The 18,357-nt window shown below is 46.4% G+C and carries 19 protein-coding genes; 12 read left to right on the top strand and 7 right to left on the bottom strand.

Annotated features, from left to right (window positions below; all coding sequences use genetic code 11):
- Nucleotides 1-30: 30 nt before the first annotated feature.
- Complete coding sequence (locus NWE73_RS02645) at nt 31-588, top strand: DUF4337 domain-containing protein (protein ID WP_277576720.1); 558 nt, start codon at nt 31-33, stop codon at nt 586-588.
- Between the two features lie 39 nt (nt 589-627).
- On the opposite strand, the gene NWE73_RS02640 is transcribed toward NWE73_RS02645, so the two are convergent.
- The 4 genes from NWE73_RS02640 to NWE73_RS02625 form a co-directional block, all read right to left on the bottom strand.
- A complete protein-coding gene (locus NWE73_RS02640; RefSeq protein WP_277576719.1) occupies nt 628-1,050 on the bottom strand; it encodes a hypothetical protein in 423 nt (140 codons plus the stop codon).
- Between the two features lie 38 nt (nt 1,051-1,088).
- Complete coding sequence (locus tag NWE73_RS02635) at nt 1,089-1,499, bottom strand: PspC domain-containing protein (protein WP_277576718.1); 411 nt, start codon at nt 1,497-1,499, stop codon at nt 1,089-1,091.
- Nucleotides 1,500-1,513: 14 nt separating this feature from the next.
- Complete coding sequence (gene ribD / locus NWE73_RS02630) at nt 1,514-2,698, bottom strand: bifunctional diaminohydroxyphosphoribosylaminopyrimidine deaminase/5-amino-6-(5-phosphoribosylamino)uracil reductase RibD (RefSeq protein WP_277576717.1); 1,185 nt, start codon at nt 2,696-2,698, stop codon at nt 1,514-1,516.
- Nucleotides 2,699-3,042: 344 nt separating this feature from the next.
- Entirely contained in the window at nt 3,043-4,284 is a 1,242-nt protein-coding gene (locus NWE73_RS02625; RefSeq protein ID WP_277576716.1) for a DEAD/DEAH box helicase, read from the bottom strand.
- Nucleotides 4,285-4,390: 106 nt separating this feature from the next.
- Between NWE73_RS02625 and NWE73_RS02620 the strand changes: the two genes are divergently transcribed.
- From NWE73_RS02620 to NWE73_RS02605, 4 genes are all read left to right on the top strand, one after another.
- Entirely contained in the window at nt 4,391-6,397 is a 2,007-nt protein-coding gene (locus tag NWE73_RS02620; RefSeq protein ID WP_277576715.1) for a M13 family metallopeptidase, read from the top strand.
- Nucleotides 6,398-6,538: 141 nt separating this feature from the next.
- A complete protein-coding gene (locus tag NWE73_RS02615) occupies nt 6,539-6,919 on the top strand; it encodes a rhodanese-like domain-containing protein (RefSeq protein WP_277576714.1) in 381 nt (126 codons plus the stop codon).
- A gap of 6 nt (nt 6,920-6,925) precedes the next feature.
- A complete protein-coding gene (locus NWE73_RS02610) occupies nt 6,926-8,299 on the top strand; it encodes an HAD-IG family 5'-nucleotidase (protein WP_277576713.1) in 1,374 nt (457 codons plus the stop codon).
- A 90-nt stretch (nt 8,300-8,389) separates the two neighbouring features.
- Entirely contained in the window at nt 8,390-9,316 is a 927-nt protein-coding gene (locus NWE73_RS02605; RefSeq protein WP_277576712.1) for a hypothetical protein, read from the top strand.
- A 38-nt stretch (nt 9,317-9,354) separates the two neighbouring features.
- On the opposite strand, the gene NWE73_RS02600 is transcribed toward NWE73_RS02605, so the two are convergent.
- The 3 genes from NWE73_RS02600 to NWE73_RS02590 are packed head-to-tail and all read right to left on the bottom strand — an operon-like array spanning nt 9,355 to nt 11,428.
- On the bottom strand, nt 9,355-10,065 hold the full coding sequence (locus NWE73_RS02600; RefSeq protein ID WP_277576711.1) for an SDR family NAD(P)-dependent oxidoreductase: 711 nt from the start codon (nt 10,063-10,065) through the stop codon (nt 9,355-9,357).
- A gap of 32 nt (nt 10,066-10,097) precedes the next feature.
- Nucleotides 10,098-10,682 (bottom strand): hypothetical protein, encoded by a 585-nt coding sequence (locus NWE73_RS02595; RefSeq protein WP_277576710.1) that lies wholly within the window; start codon nt 10,680-10,682, stop codon nt 10,098-10,100.
- 23 nt (nt 10,683-10,705) lie between these two features.
- On the bottom strand, nt 10,706-11,428 hold the full coding sequence (locus tag NWE73_RS02590) for a hypothetical protein (protein ID WP_277576709.1): 723 nt from the start codon (nt 11,426-11,428) through the stop codon (nt 10,706-10,708).
- 123 nt (nt 11,429-11,551) lie between these two features.
- Here NWE73_RS02590 and NWE73_RS02585 point away from each other — a divergent pair, with 123 nt between their 5' ends.
- From NWE73_RS02585 to abc-f, 7 genes are all read left to right on the top strand, one after another.
- Nucleotides 11,552-12,268: a Rossmann-like and DUF2520 domain-containing protein gene (locus NWE73_RS02585; RefSeq protein WP_277576708.1), complete on the top strand. Its 717-nt coding sequence runs from the start codon at nt 11,552-11,554 to the stop codon at nt 12,266-12,268.
- A 6-nt stretch (nt 12,269-12,274) separates the two neighbouring features.
- The gene (gene panB / locus NWE73_RS02580; RefSeq protein WP_277576707.1) at nt 12,275-13,069 is read left to right on the top strand and encodes a 3-methyl-2-oxobutanoate hydroxymethyltransferase; all 795 of its coding nucleotides are present in this window, start codon (nt 12,275-12,277) and stop codon (nt 13,067-13,069) included.
- Complete coding sequence (panC, locus tag NWE73_RS02575) at nt 13,066-13,824, top strand: pantoate--beta-alanine ligase (protein ID WP_277576706.1); 759 nt, start codon at nt 13,066-13,068, stop codon at nt 13,822-13,824. The genes panB and panC overlap by 4 nt, the downstream gene beginning before the upstream one ends.
- Nucleotides 13,811-15,100, top strand: coding sequence for a bifunctional phosphopantothenoylcysteine decarboxylase/phosphopantothenate--cysteine ligase CoaBC (gene coaBC, locus NWE73_RS02570; RefSeq protein ID WP_277576705.1), 1,290 nt, complete (start codon nt 13,811-13,813; stop codon nt 15,098-15,100). Before panC ends, coaBC begins: the two co-directional genes overlap by 14 nt.
- Nucleotides 15,101-15,124: 24 nt before the next feature.
- Nucleotides 15,125-15,895, top strand: a complete 771-nt coding sequence (locus NWE73_RS02565; protein ID WP_277576704.1) for a type III pantothenate kinase — start codon at nt 15,125-15,127, stop codon at nt 15,893-15,895.
- A gap of 34 nt (nt 15,896-15,929) precedes the next feature.
- Entirely contained in the window at nt 15,930-16,304 is a 375-nt protein-coding gene (panD, locus tag NWE73_RS02560) for an aspartate 1-decarboxylase (RefSeq protein ID WP_277576703.1), read from the top strand.
- Nucleotides 16,305-16,523: 219 nt separating this feature from the next.
- Nucleotides 16,524-18,356: a ribosomal protection-like ABC-F family protein gene (gene abc-f / locus NWE73_RS02555; protein ID WP_277576702.1), complete on the top strand. Its 1,833-nt coding sequence runs from the start codon at nt 16,524-16,526 to the stop codon at nt 18,354-18,356.
- Nucleotide 18,357: the final 1 nt, after the last annotated feature.

Below are 18,357 nucleotides of genomic sequence, written 5' to 3'. Positions count from 1 at the left end.
CTTTTCACTTAACTGAGTTAATAGGGTTTTATGGACGAAATTGAAGTTCCCCTCGAGCAAACACAAGAACATCTTCAACATGCTTCTTTGCATGAGGATCATCACAGCGGAAGCGGCCCAAGCTTAATTAATTTGGGTGCAGTTCTTTCCGCCATCCTCGCGGTTTTTGCGGCGATCTGCGCTTTGCTTGCCGGTCACTATTCAAACGAAGCCATGATCGAACAAATCAAATCTTCGGATCAGTGGTCTTACTATCAAGCCAAAGGAATCAAAAGCGCTTTGCAAGAGTTCCGCTTGGAAATGAATACCAACCAAGGCGAAGAAAAAATCGCCAAGATTCAAGAGAAGATCGAAAAGTACAAACAAGAACAAGAACACATCCAGGAAACTGCGAAAGAGAAAGAAGAAGCCAGCGAGAAGTTCCTGCATTGGCATGAACGCCTTGCGATGGCTGTGACATTCTTCCAAGTTGCCATCGCCGTGATCGCGATCGGTGTCTTGACCCGCAAGAAGTTCTTCTTCTACATGGGTGCTGGCTCAGGCCTTGTGGGTCTGACTGCCTTTATCAGTTTTTTCTTTATTAAATAGATATCTAAGATGGGACGGCGACCAAGGCCGTCCTTTGGATTAAGCTTCTTCTTGAATTTCCAATTCTTTCGAACGGGCTTCGCGCAGCTTTTTATCTAATTTCGCCATCGCTTCCGCCATTGCATGACCTAAGTCATTCAACTCTTGAATACGCTGATAGGTTTCATCTTCATTGCCACCAACCAAGCGCAAGCTTTCAAGCTTCGCAGAGTTCAGATCCAACTCTTTGGATAATGTTTCAAGTTTTTGATTTAGCTTTTTACGATCCTCAGTCAGACCCTTGGTGATCTCGCGGACCTTATCCAAGTTCATGACTTCAACCTGAGAGAAATCAAAAGCATCTGTTGATTTTTGATTAGACTTCTCAGTTTCAGAATTTTCCTCGCCTTGAAAGGCTTCGAGGAAAAGGGACCATTCTTTTTTGAGGGATTTTACGATCGACCTACTACTGTCATCACCCATATATAGTGAAATACTCCTGCGCCATTAAAGCGACTTACCTATCTGGTTTCAGCCGTGGGTACTAAGAAGTAACAAAGGCCATAAACCAAGATCGCAGCTCCAAAGGTCACCAACAAAAACAACACAGCGGCTGTTCTGACGATACCGACCTCAAGCTGATATCTCTTAGCAATTCTAGCACACACACCCAGAAGCTTTCTATCTAGAGCTTGGTCCAGTCTATCGACGCGTGGCAGACATACCGCCAAGATCAAATATAAGAGGACTCCAGTGCCGAACCATAAAATAGCTACAATCCATATAACGCGAAGCATCCACGTTTCAATACCTAAGGCCTGCCCCAAGCCCTTACAAACTCCGGCCAAAGCTCCATCGCTAGCTCGGACCCAGCGGTACTTGGGTTGAGAGTTTTCAGAGTTGTTTCCTGCGTTCATCGTTTCGTCAGTCATCTTCTAGTTCCTTACTACAAAGTCCCTGTAATCATAAAATCACCGCCGAAAGTTTGATAGCGCGGATTTCTGATTTGAATTTTATTTTTCATCTGATCAATGCGAACTGTTTCCGTCCAAGAGCGCGAGCCCCCGGACCCCATGATGATGGGAGCCTGAAACATCCAAATTCTATTCACCAAACATTGGGCCACAAATGAACTTGCCGTCATAGCACCGCCTTCGACCAGCACCGAGCGCAAGCCCAGCTGATAAAGTTGCGCTAACAAATCCTCAAGATCCAAATCACCGCCAACATTGGTTTTCACAAAAACCATCTGAGGTGCTTTCGACATCTTCGCCACTTTGGCCTGTGCTTCCTCTTTCAAGTCAGCAGCCACACACCAAAAGACATCTTGCATATCATGAATTTGGGCCAATTTCAGATCTGGGAACTTTGCCAACAGCTCCGCTTCACCATCAATGACCACGACTTTATTTTTCTTCTCGATCTGTGGATGACGAATATTCAAAGAAGGATCGTCGAATTCAATAGTGCCTTTGCCGACCAAAATGGCGTCGTAACAAGAGCGAATATAATGAACAAATTCACGTGACTCAGGCCCGGTGATCCACTGACTCTCGCCGGATTTCAATGCCACTTGTCCATCGAGGCTGCTCGCCATCTTCAAAGCGACAAAAACTTTCTTTTGGCGGAAGTTCCACAAGAAGGCCTCGCAGACTTCTTCAAGTTGAGTCTTGATCTGCTGCTCGAGCTTTTTATCTGCACTTGTAAATACGTCGGCTTGGATTCCTACTTTGTGAAGAATTGCAGCTCCCTGCCCTGCGACCAGAGGATTGGGATCGATCAAGCCGAAGGTCACCTTTTTAACAGGAAGCTTGGCAATCATCTTCGCACACGAAGGAGTTTTCCCCTCATGGGCACAAGGTTCCAAGGTCACAATCACATGAGCATCTTTGAGCTCTTCATCAGATAGATTTTTTAGCGCATTCACTTCCGCGTGGGGTCCACCGTAAAATTCATGATAGCCACAAGCCAGGAATCTCCCCTCTCTATCCAGAACTACTGAGCCTACGAGAGGATTCGGACTGACCCGAGGACCACCCTTATAGGCTTCGCTGATAGCGAGCTGCATAGCCTGTTCAACGGACAACAACGTTCCGCGAGCTGGAATAGGCAAAGACCTTACTTGTTCCATCTATGGGCTCCTTGTTCTAAGAGGTAAGTTGCAGTAATCATTAGGAAACTAAGCAACAACGAGGCTATCGCTGTTTACCCCTTATTTCAAGCTGGAAGAGGCCTGTTCATGGGACCACATTGTTCTTGTAGAACACCTGTTCGTTTGAACATGAATAGTTCGTAATGTGACTAAATAGTATGATGTTTTTTCGGATTAAGCCGAAAGGTATTATGAGGAGGCATCATGGATCAAAAACAAAAAAATCCGCCATGGTTCTATTTTGTTCTATTGCTTCAGTGCATCTTCATTCTTTTAGGTATCGGCATGCTCCGAGACCTCATGTGGATCTACTAAGCTTTTATCTATTTCTCGAGCTTCTTATAAAAATCCAAAACCTTCGGATCGACAATAATCGATCGAGGATTCCAGCCAATCAAATGCAAGCCTTCAGCACTTCTTAGACGACTTAAAGCGACGTATGCATGACCGGGTTCCCACAGATGACTAAGATCACACCATAGATCATCAAGAGTCGCCCCCTGGCTTTTATGAATGGTCGTGGCATAAGCCAAGGTCAGTGGGAATTGAATGACCGACGCCATGACATTTCCTTCGGCATCTTGAAGAGCAAAAGAAGACTTATCCACCTGCACTTCGCGACCGCCATCTTTTTTAACGATGATTTTATCATCGGCAATATCGGTCACGACTCCACGAGTTCCGTTCACCCAGCGTTTTTGCGGATCATTCTGCAGGAACATCACACGACACCCCAGCTTCAACACCAGCTTCACGGGAACCGGAGCGGTCTTCATCAGAATTTCAATATGCTTCTCAGAGCCAAAGTAAATCGAATCAATCGTAACTTCTTCTTCGTGCAATTCTTTAAGCTTCATTTGATTGAAGTTTTCAGCATTGATCTTACGAGGGAAAAGTCGCGTGCCCGGATGATCAGGATCATGATGTTGAATATGTTCATTCAGGAAATCGCGCACACGTGGAGTGGAAAGCCCGTGGCGCACATCACTTAAGATATCCAAAAAAAGATTGTCCGAAACTCTTTGGTTGTGCGAAAGCATCGAGGTTTGAAATCCCGAATTTTTCCAAACTTCATTCAAGAAGCACCAATCGCGAGCACCGGTTTGGGTGACTGGTGGTAACTGTGCAAAATCCCCGACAGCGATAATACGTAGACCGCCCCAGGGAAGTTTTGATTCACGGGCTTTTTGTGACAAGGCTTCGGCAATCATCAAGGCTTGGCCAGGAATCATTGAGATTTCATCAATGATCACGCCCTCAACTTTGCGAAGACGCGCCATCAGTTTATTATCCCGGGAAGCACGCTCGTAGGCCGCGTCCGCTCCGCCTTCCATGATTCCCAATCCAAAAAAGCTATGGAAAGTACGACCGCCCAAAAGCACGGCCGCCGCTCCCGTGCTGGCAAGGATCGGAAACTCTTTGGGATCAAGCTCCCTCATGAACTGTCTGATCAGAAAGCTTTTGCCGCTGCCAGCACCACCCGTCAGAAAGACATTCTCTCCAGATCTTAAAAGATCCAGAGCTTCGGCTTGCTCGGGTGATAAATCTACAACGGCTTTTGTCATGAGTGCGTTTGATCATGCCATTCGCCTAGACCATTAGCAAGGCGGCTATTGCAATTCACATTATTCAGGAATGGAATAAGAGGGTCTTTCGAAAGGATTCGACACAATGAACCATTCTTTAAATAGAGTCGCCTTATCGGCTCTGCTTGCTTCTGTTTGTTTATTCTCTGCGACCGGATATGCCAAAGCGCCCTCTTCGGAAATTCCAGAAAAACGTGAATTTCCATTGAGCACCACGACGAATCCCTGTGAAGACTTTCACAAGTACGTTTGTTCTGAGGCTGAGGCTTCATTCAAGCTTCGCCCGGATCGCAGCCACCATCTCTTTGCCTTCAGCGACTCTCGCGAACGTCTATTGGAAATCAAAAAGAAGTTCATGGCAGAATTGCCCCAGAAAAAAGGCTTGAGCGAACGCAGTGAGCAAATGCGCGATATGTACATGTCCTGCATGGATCCCAAAGCCCGCGCCAATTCAGAAAAAGCTGAAGTTAAAAAATTTCAGAAAGATTTAAAAGACATTGAGACGACGGAGGAGCTGGTTACTTACGTCAACACACATGCATCGAAAGGTCTTTTCGGTCCCTTTGTGTGGATGGGAAATACTCCTGACTTAGATAATCCGAAAAAACTGAATATTATTATCGGCGGAAGCCTCATGAACCTTCCTGATCATAAATATTATGAGGATGCGAAGTTGATGGCGGATTATAAAAAACTGCTGACGTCCTTCTTCAAAGCTATCGATCCCAAGGTAAAAGCTGCTGATGCGGAAAAACGCGCGACGGATTTGGTTGAGCTCGAAAAAGACTTCATTAAAGTTTTCCCCGTGGCGGCAGTACGCCGTCAACGCTGGAGTGAAAGATTTCTTTCCACTCAGGAAGACACCATCAAAAAGTATCCAAATCTAAAGTTTGAAATTCTGTTTAAAAAGACACCGAAAGACGCTTTAGTCAGCCAGCCGATTGCAGAGACCGCGACCTTCCTCAACGAGGAACTTCCGAAACGTCCTTTGGCTGTTTGGAAAGACTATCTTTTGGTTAAAAATCTTTCCGACCAAATGGATGACGCCTATCCAAAATTCTTCCAACAAAACTTCGATTTCGAAAAGAAATACTTCGGCGGACCTGACACTCGCTCCGTTCGTGCTGAGCGTTGTACAGATATGGTTACGGAATATTTCATGAAGGAACTGGATGCGGCACTGGTCGATCAAGTCTTCCCGAACTTTGATGAAAAGAAAGTTCAAGATGTCGCGGAAAGCATTCGTGCCAGCATTTTGGAAGGCCTTAAAAATAATAAATGGCTTTCTTCCGAGGGTAAAAAAGGCGCTATTGCCAAGATCAAAGTCGCTCGCTTGCAACTCGTAAAACCTCACTCCGATAAAGAGTGGGACTTCATGCCGATTCGTAAATACACAAAGACGGATCTGATGGTGAACAAGCATCTTTACCGTGAAGCGGCTCACAGCAAAATGATGAAAGAGCTTCAAGAGCCTGCCAACCAAGATGCATGGGGTATGGGACCTTTGACGGTGAATGCTTATTACAGTGAGAACGAAAACAAATTCGTTTTGCCAATCGGGATTCTTCAATATCCGTTCTACAACAAGGACGGTTCGTTGATTGAAAATCTTGGGGCCGTGGGAGCGGTTGTGGGCCACGAACTCGGTCATAGCATCGATGACAATGGTGCCAAGTATGATTCCGAGGGCCGCCTTAAACAATGGATGACTCAAAAAGATGTCTTCGACTTTGCCGCTCGTCAGAAGAAATTGGTCGATCAGTTCAATAAAGCTGAACATGATGGCCGTTTGACCTTGGGAGAAAACACAGCGGACCTTGTCGGGATGACTTTTGCTTACAACGCCGCATTCCCTGAAGGCAAAGGCAGCGTGGACGACAAGAAGAAGTTTTTTGTGGCCTATGGCCGCCTGTGGTGCTCAGTCACTCGCCCTGATTTTGAGAAGTTAATGAGGAAAACCGATCCCCATGCTTCGGGCGCGGCTCGCATCAATGAGCAAGTGAAGCAACAACCGGCCTTCGCGGAAGTATTCCAGTGTAAAGCCGGAGACAAGATGACCCTGCCGGAAAATGAGCGAGTTCAAATCTGGTAGATTTGAGCGCGGACATTGCGCTACGCCCCTCGTCGAAAATCGGTGAAAACTGGCGAGAATCGTGAATACGAGGGGCTCTGTATTGAAGACAAAATCCAATTCTGGTATTCTTACCTTCTGGCTCCATTGCAAGGAGGGGTTATGACAGTAAAGCCTATGGCATTCACAACAGTTGAGTTCGAAACAAAAACGGAAAACCCGAACTACGAGGGTGTATTCGATATTGCTCCTGCTGAACTTCAACAAAAAATGAATCAAGTTAAAATGATCGACGTTCGCCAACCTGACGAATTCACTGGCGAGCTCGGCCATGTGGGCGGAGCTGAGTTGATCGTACTTGATACTTTACCAAGTCAAATTGCCAATCTGCCAAAGGATCAGACTATTGTGTTCATCTGTCGCAGCGGAGCCCGCTCGGGCAACGCCACTGCTTATGCGCTGATGAATGGATTTACGAACGTTTACAACATGAAAGGCGGAATGTTGCTTTGGAATCAATTGCAACTGCCCGTTGAAAGATAAGAAAATATGCCTGGAAAAGTATTTGTTAATAGAACTCTTAATATGAAAAAAATCCGCTATGTCGGCGTCGACATGGACCATACGCTTGTTCGCTACAACAGCGAAAACTTCGAGCGTTTGTCACACACGACAATGATCGACAAGCTGGTAAAACGCGGTTACCCAGAAACTTTGCGCAAACTGACGTTTGACTACAACTTCGCCATTCGCGGACTTGTTATCGACCGTAAGATGGGAAATCTTTTGAAATTGAATCGCTACACGGCGATTCGCGCGAGCTACCATGGCTTGAAACCCCTCGACTTCAAAAGCCATCAGAAATTGTACAAGTCGACATACATCGACCTCAGCAACAGTGACTACTTGGCTGTCGATACCTCGTTCTCGATCTCTTCTGCAAATTTGATTGCACAGATCGTTGAATTGAAAGACACCGACACTGCCAATAAGTACCCTGAATACGTGCAAATCGCCGACGACGTTATGGACGCTGTCGATGAAGCGCATCGTGATGGTTCTTTGAAAGATGTCGTGAAGCAAAACTTGGATCATTACATCATTAAAGATCCAAGCTTGGTCGCAGGACTTGAAAAGTTCCGCCGTCATGGAAAGAAGATCTTCGTTCTAACGAACTCTGACTACCATTACACGAAGTTGCTTTTGGACTATGCGATTCAACCTTTCCTGAAAGATCACAAATCTTGGCAGGATCTGTTTGAGATCGTGATCACTTTCGCTTCCAAGCCTAAGTTCTTCTATGAAAGCCAAAGATATCTTCGTGTAAACCCTGAAGATGGCACCATGACAAACATGGAAGGCAAGTTGACACCGGGAATCTACCAAGGCGGAAACGCTAAGAAGTTCACAGCCGACTTGGATCTTCAAGGTGATGACATTCTTTACATCGGGGACCATATCTACGGTGACATCCTTCGCTTGAAGAAGGATTGCAACTGGAGAACTGCCATGGTCATCGAAGAGCTGGATGTTGAAGTTGAAAACAACAAAAAGGCAGAGCCCATCAATCAAGAGATCGAAATTCTGATGAAGAAAAAAGAACCTCTTGAAGATGAACTTACTGAGATCATGACCAAGAAGATTGAAAAGTCTGCAGATCTTAATGAATCGCAAATCGAAGTTCTGCAAAAGACCATTTCAGAAATCGATGGTCAGATCAGTCAGCTCATCAAGAAACAACAGTCGATGTACAACTCGAACTGGGGTCAATTGATGAGAGCCGGAAACGAAGAAAGCTACTTCGCTTACCAACTAGATCGTTACGCTTGCGTCTATATGGAAAAGCTGGCGGGCCTCTTGGAACTTTCTCCAAGAACCTACTTCCGCGCTCCACGCAGACCTCTCGCCCACGAGATTTTCTAAAGCCAAAATTTGGTCTACATTGCGTCAAAACCCTCGAGACATCGAGGGTTTTTCTTTTTTGCCTTCGCTAAATTCTGCTAGCCTTAACATATGAAAAATTCGACCACTTTATTATTGGGTTTTTTCCTTTTGATTGGCGTCAGCTTTGCCTCTTATGAGGCGGGGCAAAAATCCGTGTCTACATTGTCATCTGAAGCAAGCATCGAAGAAAAAGTGAAAGCTGATTTGGTAGAACTGACCAAGAAGGATTTCGAAGAATATCAAAATCTCAAAACCATGGAAGATCGCTACAAGAAGGCGGATGAGATCCTCGGCAAGATCGTCACTGTCTTCCTTGCCGATCTTGGTTTGAAACTAAGCTTTAAACCTTTAAATCCTGCTCTTCTTGAGGGAGCTTGTGCGATCCCAGGACTGGCTCCGGCAGTGACTCCGACGCCTTCTCCGGCGCCTCAACAAAGTAATATGTCGACTCCTCCTGCTGCAACAACTCCAACCATCGTGAAAACTCCAGCTTGGATATTAAATGAAAAGCGAATCGCCAACATGGACCGCGAAGAAGACATTCTTCGCGCTTTGAAACAAAATCCCATTGAAGATCTTTTTACCACATTAAAATCTTCACATGATATTTCACGTGGTGAAGCCTTGATCATCGAAGGTCGTTTTCAAGGTGAGATCCATTTCTTCGACCGAAAAAAGCACAAGTCAGATTGGATTCTTTACTGGGAAATCAACGACATCACAGCTCAAGGCAGAACCAGCAGCTCTTCTTTGATTACTCTGACAGAAAAATCCAACGGCAAAACCTTCAGTCGATCACGGGGTAATCAGATGTTGAAAAACTTCACTCGCCCTGACGGCAGCAAAGCCTTGATCGTGAATGTTAACGATGATGATGGATACATTCAAATCTACCCAGTCGGAGGGACTGACCAATGGGTCGGGAACTACTATGAGAAAAGTAAGATTGGCGAGTATAACTTTGTCGGCCAAGTCACCCTCAACCGCATCCCATAATGAAGTCTCTTCACGTTACAAAAAGGTACGGCGTACCTTTACCAAGGGATGGCGTCGCCGTCTCGGAAGAAGCCGCCTGTGGGGCCGCCCTTTGGAAGAGTGGCTGCCCAAAGAATGCCTTTGATTCCTTGATTGATATCACGGCTTGCTCCTGCGCCGCCCATGTCGGTACGGACCCAACCAGGGCAGATGGAATTGACTAGAATATCGTGGCCTTTGCCTTCGGCGGCGAAGACTTGCGTGACTACGTTAAGTGCAGTTTTTGAAATGCGATAGGCAGCATAATTGCCGTCCATTTCACTGAGCTGGCCCATACCAGAGGAAACGTTCACGATGCGACCACTGCCCTCTTGTTGCATCAAAGGGAAGAGTTTTTGGGTGAGCAAGAAAGGGCCCAGAGTATTTGTCGCAAAGGTTTTTTGAATCGTTGACGACTTTGTCTTGAATACGGATTTATTTCCACCGTCTTCGTCATCAATGAAGATGCCCGCATTGTTCACCAGGACATCCAGATAACCGTATTCGCGGCGAAAAGCTTCCGCGAATTCGTTGATGCTCTTTTCTTGAGACACATCAAGTTTCATTGCAACGACATCGAGGTCTTTCATTTTCATTGCGTTGATTTGCTTTTGAGATTTCTCTGGATCTCTCATCGCCATGACGACTTTGAAGCCTCTTTGCGCGAGGGCTTCGCTGGTTGCATATCCAAGACCGCGACTGGCTCCAGTGACAACTGCAATTTTCTTCATGGCGCTATCCTTAAATTGGCTTTAACTGCCGATTACTTTTTTGAATTCGGAAGAGGTTGCGGCGGAGCTCCGTTGACAGGTATCAACAAAGCCGTTGTCCAGTTGCGCTGATCGATCACGCACTCAGAAGAAATCACTCTCCAGCGTTCGATAGGGAAGTAGTAACCGGTCTCCACCCAACCCCAGCCATTCCAATCAACACGGCGTCCGTATTGATAGCCCCCGCCACTATTATCGCGCACAGAGCGCGTTTCACGGTGATAAGTCAAAAGAGGATGATTGATTTTCAAGTTTCCTTGGAAATCTTTTTGAATAAAGGCTTTTTCATCGAAGACACAGTTATAATAAGAATCCAGGCTGCGCACACGACCCGTGATTGTTTCGCCAACCTTCACATCGCGTCCTGCTGGCAAAATAAACTCAAAGAACCAATTTACTGCAGCACCCGTGGAATAGTAGCTCACTGTATTCATCGTCAAAGAACGATTGAATTGCACCAAACGAACTTGCTTGGAGTTGTCTTCATTTCTGTAAAGACCCTCAAGACTGCTTTGGGCGGAAGCCATCAATGGCACCGCCAACACAACTGCGATCACGGACACTAATAGCTTCTTCATGATTTCTCCGCTCATTGACTCTGCTAATTCCTATTAAACAAGATCAAATAATCTTTAGCCCCAGTCTGCTCTAACAGTCCAGAGTATTTGTTGGCTTCAAACTTTTTGCGATAAGTCTTACGCGCGATATCCCGCACCATGCAACCCAAAGCACTTGTCCCCGCAGGATCCACGGCGCCGCCGGCGGAACAAGCTGGATCAAAGCTCGCTTCCTGTTCTCGCGTTAGTGGAAATTTGCTGACTGACATACTTGTCACGTCCACTTTGAATTCTTCCTTCAAACGCGAAACGGGATTGCTCTTAATCAACTGAGAAGCGTAGATGCTCGGAACAATGATCACAACACGCAGACCCTGTGCCAGAGCTTTATTGATCCCCTCGACCATACGAGGCATTTCATCTTTGACCTGCAGGTGCATCCCGTTGTTGAAGATCTCAACATAAGGAAGCATCGACTCCACGACGATTAGGTCGTACTTTGAGCCCTGCTCTTGGTTCGCTTCAAGAAAACCTCTCCACAATTCCAAATCTTCGATCTGATTGGGAGTGACCCCTAACATCAAAACTGGAGCGGCTTTCACCTCGCGACGAAGGTTCTCAAAGACGAGTTTCCCGAGGTCTTCTGGCACCGCAACCTGAGTCAACTCAAGCTTCGATAGCGACTGAGGCTTAACAGAAATTTGCGTGGAAAAATAGATACCTAGAGCGATAACGGCAGCAGCGCCGAGCCAGTAAAAATACTTCATAGGACTATCGACCTACCACCCCTGACCCATCATGGCAAGAGTCATTGTAATCTGTTAAAATTGTGCTAGATTCCGAGCATTACAGAGGACTTGATCTAGAAACAGACAGGTACCGAAAAATATATGGCGACGAATAAGTTATCTTCTACAAGCTATTTAGTTATTGGCTCTGGCCGCGTCGCCCGACATATCGGTCACTATTTCCATTTATTAAATTTAAAACATAAAAGCTGGGATCGCTCTCAAGACCCTCATGCGTTAAAGAAATTGATTCATGAAAGCAGCCATGTGCTCTTAGCAATCAGTGACAACGCGATTGAAGGCTTCTTTCGCTTGCACCTCGCGGGCCTTGAAAAAACAGTCGTGCACTTCTCAGGGGCGCATAACTTTGATGTTATGATTGCCGCCCACCCCTTAATGACGTTTGGTCCTGATCTGTATGATCTCGAATTCTATAAAAAGATCCACTTCACTATGACGGGTGCTTCTTTAAATGAAGCCCTGCCTGGCCTGACAAATCCTTCGAGTGTTTTGCCTGCCGAACAAAAAGCTCTTTACCATGCCTATTGCGTGCTCGGTGGCAACTTCACGACTTTGCTTCTTGCCAAGATGCTTGAAGGCTTTGCTGAGATGAAAATTCCCTCTGAAGCAGCAAAGCTTTATATTGAGAAGGTGGTTGGCAACACTTTCGCAGAGCCTGGCAAAGCTCTGACAGGCCCCTTGGTCAGAAAAGATATTGAAACAGTGAATGCAAATTTGCAGGCACTGGATTCCGATTCGACGGCAGAAATCTACAAAGCGTTTTTAAAAACATACTGGCCCGAATATCCCAGAAAGTGAGGCCTTATGAAATCCATCCTCGACTTCCACGAAAAGAAAATTAAAAAGCAAAAATTCACCATGGTGACTTGCTATGACTACACATTCGCAAAGATTCTTGCCGAGAGTGATGTCGATTGTCTTCTGGTCGGAGATTCTCTCGCCAACACCATGCTGGGACATCAAACGACTCTAAGCGCGACTGTTGATATTATGGCTCTTTACACTGGTGCAGTCGCACGCGGCGCTGGCGATAAGAAATTCATCGTCGGTGACATGCCTTTCATGAGCTATCGCAAAGGTGTTACGGCCTCAATGACAGCCGCAGAGGTCATCATGCGTGCCGGTGCTCACGCGGTGAAACTTGAAGGCGGAGAAGGAAACTACAAACTGGTCAAACACATGATCGGCTCTGGCGTTCCAGTGATGGGGCATTTGGGTTTAACTCCTCAATCCGTGCATCAACTTGGCGGCTTTAAAGTTCAAGGTCGCGATGAGAAAGCACAAGCACGCATCAAGGAAGAAGCTTTACGTCTGCAGGATGCCGGGTCCTTCTGCATCGTTCTTGAATGTGTTCCTTCGCATTTGGCAGAAGAAATCACGGCGGCCTTGGACATTCCAACGATCGGCATCGGCGCGGGCCCTGCCACTGACGGACAGGTTCTGGTTCTGCAAGATATGCTCGGCATGAATCAAGGGTTCAAACCGAAATTCTTGAAAACTTACTATGACGGCTTTAACAACCTCAAAGAGGCTTTCAATACCTATCATCAAGAGGTTATCCACAGCGAATTCCCCACAGAGAAAGAGAGCTACTCATGACAGTTGTTCTGCGCTCTCCTCAGGAATTCAAGCAATGGCGTCGGCAACAAAAAGGTTCCTCCGTAGGATTTGTACCCACGATGGGCGCTTTGCACTCTGGCCACGAAGAGTTGTTGAAGCGTGCACGCCAGGAAAATGACTTGGTGGTTCTGTCTATTTTCGTTAATCCCACTCAGTTCAATGATCCTAAAGACTTTGAGAAATATCCTCTGACCTGGGATCAGGATTTGAAAATGGCCGAGACAAATAAAGTCGACGCGATTTTCTATCCACGCTATCCGGAAATGTATCCTGATAACTATCGCTACAAAGTCACAGAGGGCGAGTATTCAAAGCTTTTGGACGGAGCTCATCGCCCAGGCCACTTTGATGGCGTACTGTCCGTGGTTATGAAACTTTTCAATATCGTTGCTCCCACCAAAGCGTACTTTGGCGAAAAAGACTTTCAGCAAATGACTTTGATCAAAGGCATGGTTGAAAGCTTCTTTATGGATCTGGAAATCGTTCCCGTTGCAACCGTGCGCGAAGAAGACGGCCTTGCGAAAAGTTCCCGCAATACTCGTCTGAATTCTGAAGAACGCGCCAAAGCTCCTGCGATCTATAAAGCTATCCGCGAAAGCAAATCTGCCGAGGAAGCTGCAAACAGTTTGAATCAGCAGGGTTTCAAAGTCGACTATGTCACCGACATCGACAACCGCCGTTATGTGGCGGCATTTTTAGGTGAAGTAAGGTTGATCGACAATGTCCAAATCTAAAGTTCTTTTTATGATGACGGGCTCGATAGCCTGTTACAAAGCCTGTCACGTGATCTCTCGTCTTGTTCAAGCGGGCTGCGAGGTTCAAGTCGTGGCTTCGCCTGCGGCCCTGAAGTTCGTCGGCAATGCGACTCTTGAAGGACTGACGGGCAAGCCTGTCGTCAGTGATATGTATGCCAGTGGCAATGTCATGGATCATATTCACCTTATGCGTTGGGCGGATTTGATTCTGGTAGCCCCTGCCACGGCGAACTTCATCAACAAAGCGGCGCAAGGAATTGGCGACGATCTTCTTTCGACGCTTTTCCTGGCTCATGACTTTAAAAAACCATTCTTAATAGCTCCCGCGATGAATACCAGCATGTATATGCATCCCGTGACACAAAAGTCCCTGGAGAGCCTAAAGACTTATGGTATTGAGGTGCTGGACTCTGCTTCAGGAATTCTTGCTTGTGGTGAAGATGGCTACGGCAAACTGCTTGAGCCGGATTTAATTTTGAAAATTGTCCTGGAAAAGTTAAAGGTTAAGGTATCGGAAGCCGAAACGGCTTCTGTCGCCCCTCGCTCACCAGCGCTTTCTAAAATTAAGGTGTTAGTCACTGCCGGCGGGACGCAGGAACCGATTGATACTGTTCGCGTGATCTCAAATCTGAGCTCCGGGCGGACCGGAATCGCCTTGGCAGAGTATCTGACTCAAATGGGTTTTGATGTGACGTTGTTGCAAGCCCACTCGTCGCCTAAGGCTGAACATATCAGCCATCGCGATGTCTTTGTCAGCTTTGCAAGCCTGGATGAAAAGCTAAAACACTATCTTTCGACAGAAAGCTTTAGCCATGTCATTCATGCGGCGGCCGTCAGCGACTATTCGGTGTCTGATATTGAAATTGATGGCCAAAAATACCGTCCTTTGGAAATGAAGAAAGTTTCTTCTGACTCTGAAACGATGACGATTCACTTGCAGCGAAATCACAAAATTGTCGATCGCCTGAAAGACTATTCAAAAAATAAAGATCTCAAGGTGATTGCTTTCAAGCTGACCAGTCATGCCAATGAAGAACAAAAACGGGCCGCCGTGGAAAAGCTATTTAAAGGCTCCCATGCGGACTATGTCGTTCATAATGATTTGACGGATATTGATATTGTTAATAGAACCCACAAATTCACTTTATATAACCACGAAGGCTTTGTGGCTTGTGAAAGTTTAGATCGCTTAACGAGCGAGCTTGTTCGAGTCATCGCCAAAGACGACTTTGACAAACTCAATTCACAAGTTTGATTTTTTAGAACTTAAGGATAACTTATGATTTTGTGCCTGGATGTTGGCAACACACAAATTTTCGGAGGACTTTTTGATAAAGACAAAATGGTCCTGTCATTTCGTAAAAACTCAAAGAGCGGCGCCTCTTCAGACGAGACTGGTATTTTCTTAAGAACAGCCATTCGCGAGAACGGCTACGACCCCACGAAGATTCGCCAGATCGCCATCTGCAGTGTTGTTCCAGAAGTTATTTACTCTCTTCGTGGCGCCTGCATGAAGTACTTCAATATCAATCCATTCATCTTGCAAGCCGGTGTGAAAACAGGTTTGAAGGTCAAGTACCGCAACCCTTTGGAAGTGGGCGCGGATCGTATTGCCAACTCCATTGCAGCCACTCACCTTTATCCAAATCAGAACGTAGTGATTGTGGATCTCGGCACGGCGACAACCTTCTGCGCATTGACTAAAGAGAAAGACTATCTTGGCGGTTCCATCGTTGCGGGTCTTCGTTTGTGCATGGAGGCCTTGGAAAGCAAAACAGCGAAACTTCCTTCAGTGGAAATCGTTGCTATGCACGAGGCCCTGGGCCGCTCGACAATTGAAAGCATTCAATCGGGCTTGTATTACAGCCATGTCGGCGCGATGAAGGAAATCATCGAACGCATGACCAAAGAGTGCTTCCACGGGGAAAAGCCTTTTGTCATCGGCACGGGCGGTTTCTCGTCCCTATTTGAAAAAGAAAAAGTTTTTGATGTGATCATCCCGGACTTGGTCCTAAAAGGTATGTTGATTGCCCTTCAACTTAACAACTAATTGCTTAAGCAGCAAAGCGCTTAGAGGTAATATTATGAATGTCTCAATGCTTAGAACAAAAATTCATCGCGCGACCGTAACGGGTGCTGATCTAAACTACGAAGGCTCGGTGAGCGTTTGCCCGGATCTGATCAAGGCTTCAGGTCTTTTGATCAACGAGCGTGTTGATATCTACAACTGCAACAACGGCGCACGCTTCTCTACTTACGTGATCAAAGGCAATAAAGGCGAAATCTGCCTCAACGGAGCGGCGGCTCGCCATGTACAAAAGGGCGATCTTGTGATCATCTGCTCTTATTGCGGATTGAGCTTCGAAGAAGCACAAAAACACAAACCGACTGTCGTGTTTGTTAATGACAAAAATCGTATAAAAGAAAAACGCGCAGAGAGCAGAAAAAACAATAAATAAACGTCTGCCTTCACCGCACTAAGGACAGAGGGACAATTCATCCCGCCTACACAGGCAATATTTGAAATCTACTTCCGGCGCCGGTGTCGCATCGTTTCTTCAATCCAAAAAACAGAGAGGCATTCCTTATGCCTCTCTTCTTAGATTCAAGCCTCGGTTCAAGACAGCACCCCCTAAAAGATTGACCAACTGAACGATCTCGAGGAAAGTGCTCTTGCTATGGGAATCACGCTGTTACAAGTCCAAGGCGGCCACAAAGGCTTTGGCTCAAGAGTATTATTTGAAGACGCCACCTTCGCCATCAATGAAGGCGAGCATGTCGGTGTTATCGGACCAAATGGCGCCGGCAAGACGACTATGTTCAAAATTCTTGTTGATCAGGAACATCTTGATCAGGGCCTCGTCACAAAATCTCAACAGCTCCGCCTTGGCTACCTGGAACAAGAGTCTGACTGGAATGTCGACGAAAAGGTCGAAGAGTACCTGGCAAAGAACTGCATCAAACCTTTGTGGGAGCTCAAACAGTTCGGTTTAAAGCTAGGTCTGACAGAACAGCACTTCCAATCTCATTTAAAACAGCTCAGCGGTGGTTACCGCATGCGCGTAAAGCTATTGTTCCTGATCGGCCAAGAGCCCAACCTGCTTCTGCTGGATGAGCCAACGAACTTTCTGGATTTGGAAACTTTGCTGGTTCTGGAAAGCTTTCTTCAGGAATTTAAAGGCGCCTTCCTGCTGATCTCGCACGACCGCGAATTCCTTCGTCGCGTGACCGATCATATTTTGGAAGTGGAAGCCGGTGACATTGTAAAGTTCGCAGGTAATCTCGATGACTACTTCGAACAAAAAGCCATGCTTGCAGAACTCTTGCAAAAGCAGGCTCTTAGCCAACAGGCCAAGAAGAAATCCATCATGGACTTCGTCACCAGATTTGGTGCGAAAGCCACAAAGGCCCGCCAGGCGCAAAGTCGCCTGAAAGCTCTCGAGAAGATGGAGATGATCGAACTGAAGGCCGCGCCCACTCATTCGCACATTCAAATTCCGCCAGCAAGCCCTACCGGCAAAATGATTCTTGAACTTGAGAATGGTGAATGCGGATATGGCGACAAAGTTATTCTAAAGAACGTGAACCTCCGCTTGGAACGTGGCAATCACCTGGGCATTGTGGGTCTTAACGGAGCCGGGAAATCGACTTTGCTAAAATCTTTGGGTCAGCAAATTCCTTTATTGAGTGGTGCCATCAAATGGGGTCACCAAGTCAGTCTGTCTTACTTTGCGCAACACACTCCAGAAGCTTTGAATCCAGAGCACACAGTTCTGGAAGCGATGGCCTCCGCAGCCCACAAAGAAGTGACTCAGCAAGAAGTTTTGAATATCGCCGGAAGCTTGCTCTTTAGTGGCGATGCTGTTTACAAAAAAGTAAAAATTCTTTCGGGTGGCGAAAAGTCCCGCGTGGCTTTAGGGCAAATACTTTTGCAAAAATCTCCACTGTTGTTGCTGGATGAACCGACGAATCACTTGGACTTTGACACTGTCGAAGCTCTTACGACGGCGCTTGAAAGATATGAAGGCACCATCATCACGGTCAGCCATGACCGCGGCTTCATCGGTCGTGTCGCGAATAAAATTCTGGAAGTGAATCATGGATTGCTCACTCTTTACCCTGGCACTTATGATGAATATGTCTGGAGTTTGCAAAAAGGCTTCCTTGCGGAAAGAAACTTAGACCTTCCAGAAGCCAAAACGACTTCGACGGTCAGCTCTGCCACAGATTCCTCAAAGTTCAACTACAAGGAAGAGCGCAAACGCCTTGAAGGTCTCATAAAAAAAGCGCAGAAGCTGATTGAGGACTGCGATAAGAAGATTGCCGAATTGAGCAAAAAAAGAGACGCTTTAAATGAATCTCTGGCGACAGGTGGAGGCAGCAATGCCGCTTCTTTGGCAAAGGATCTGCACGAGACCAGCGCGCACATTGAGGAATTGGAGTTGACCATGCTGCAAGCCATGGAAGACCAGCACTCTCAAGAAACAGAGTTGAAACAGCTTATTGGATAAG

Source organism: Bdellovibrio svalbardensis (assembly GCF_029531655.1).
GTDB classification, from domain to species: Bacteria; Bdellovibrionota; Bdellovibrionia; order Bdellovibrionales; family Bdellovibrionaceae; genus Bdellovibrio; species Bdellovibrio svalbardensis.
Note: the sequence above shows the minus strand (reverse complement) of the source record. Positions and strands in the feature narration are given on the sequence as shown.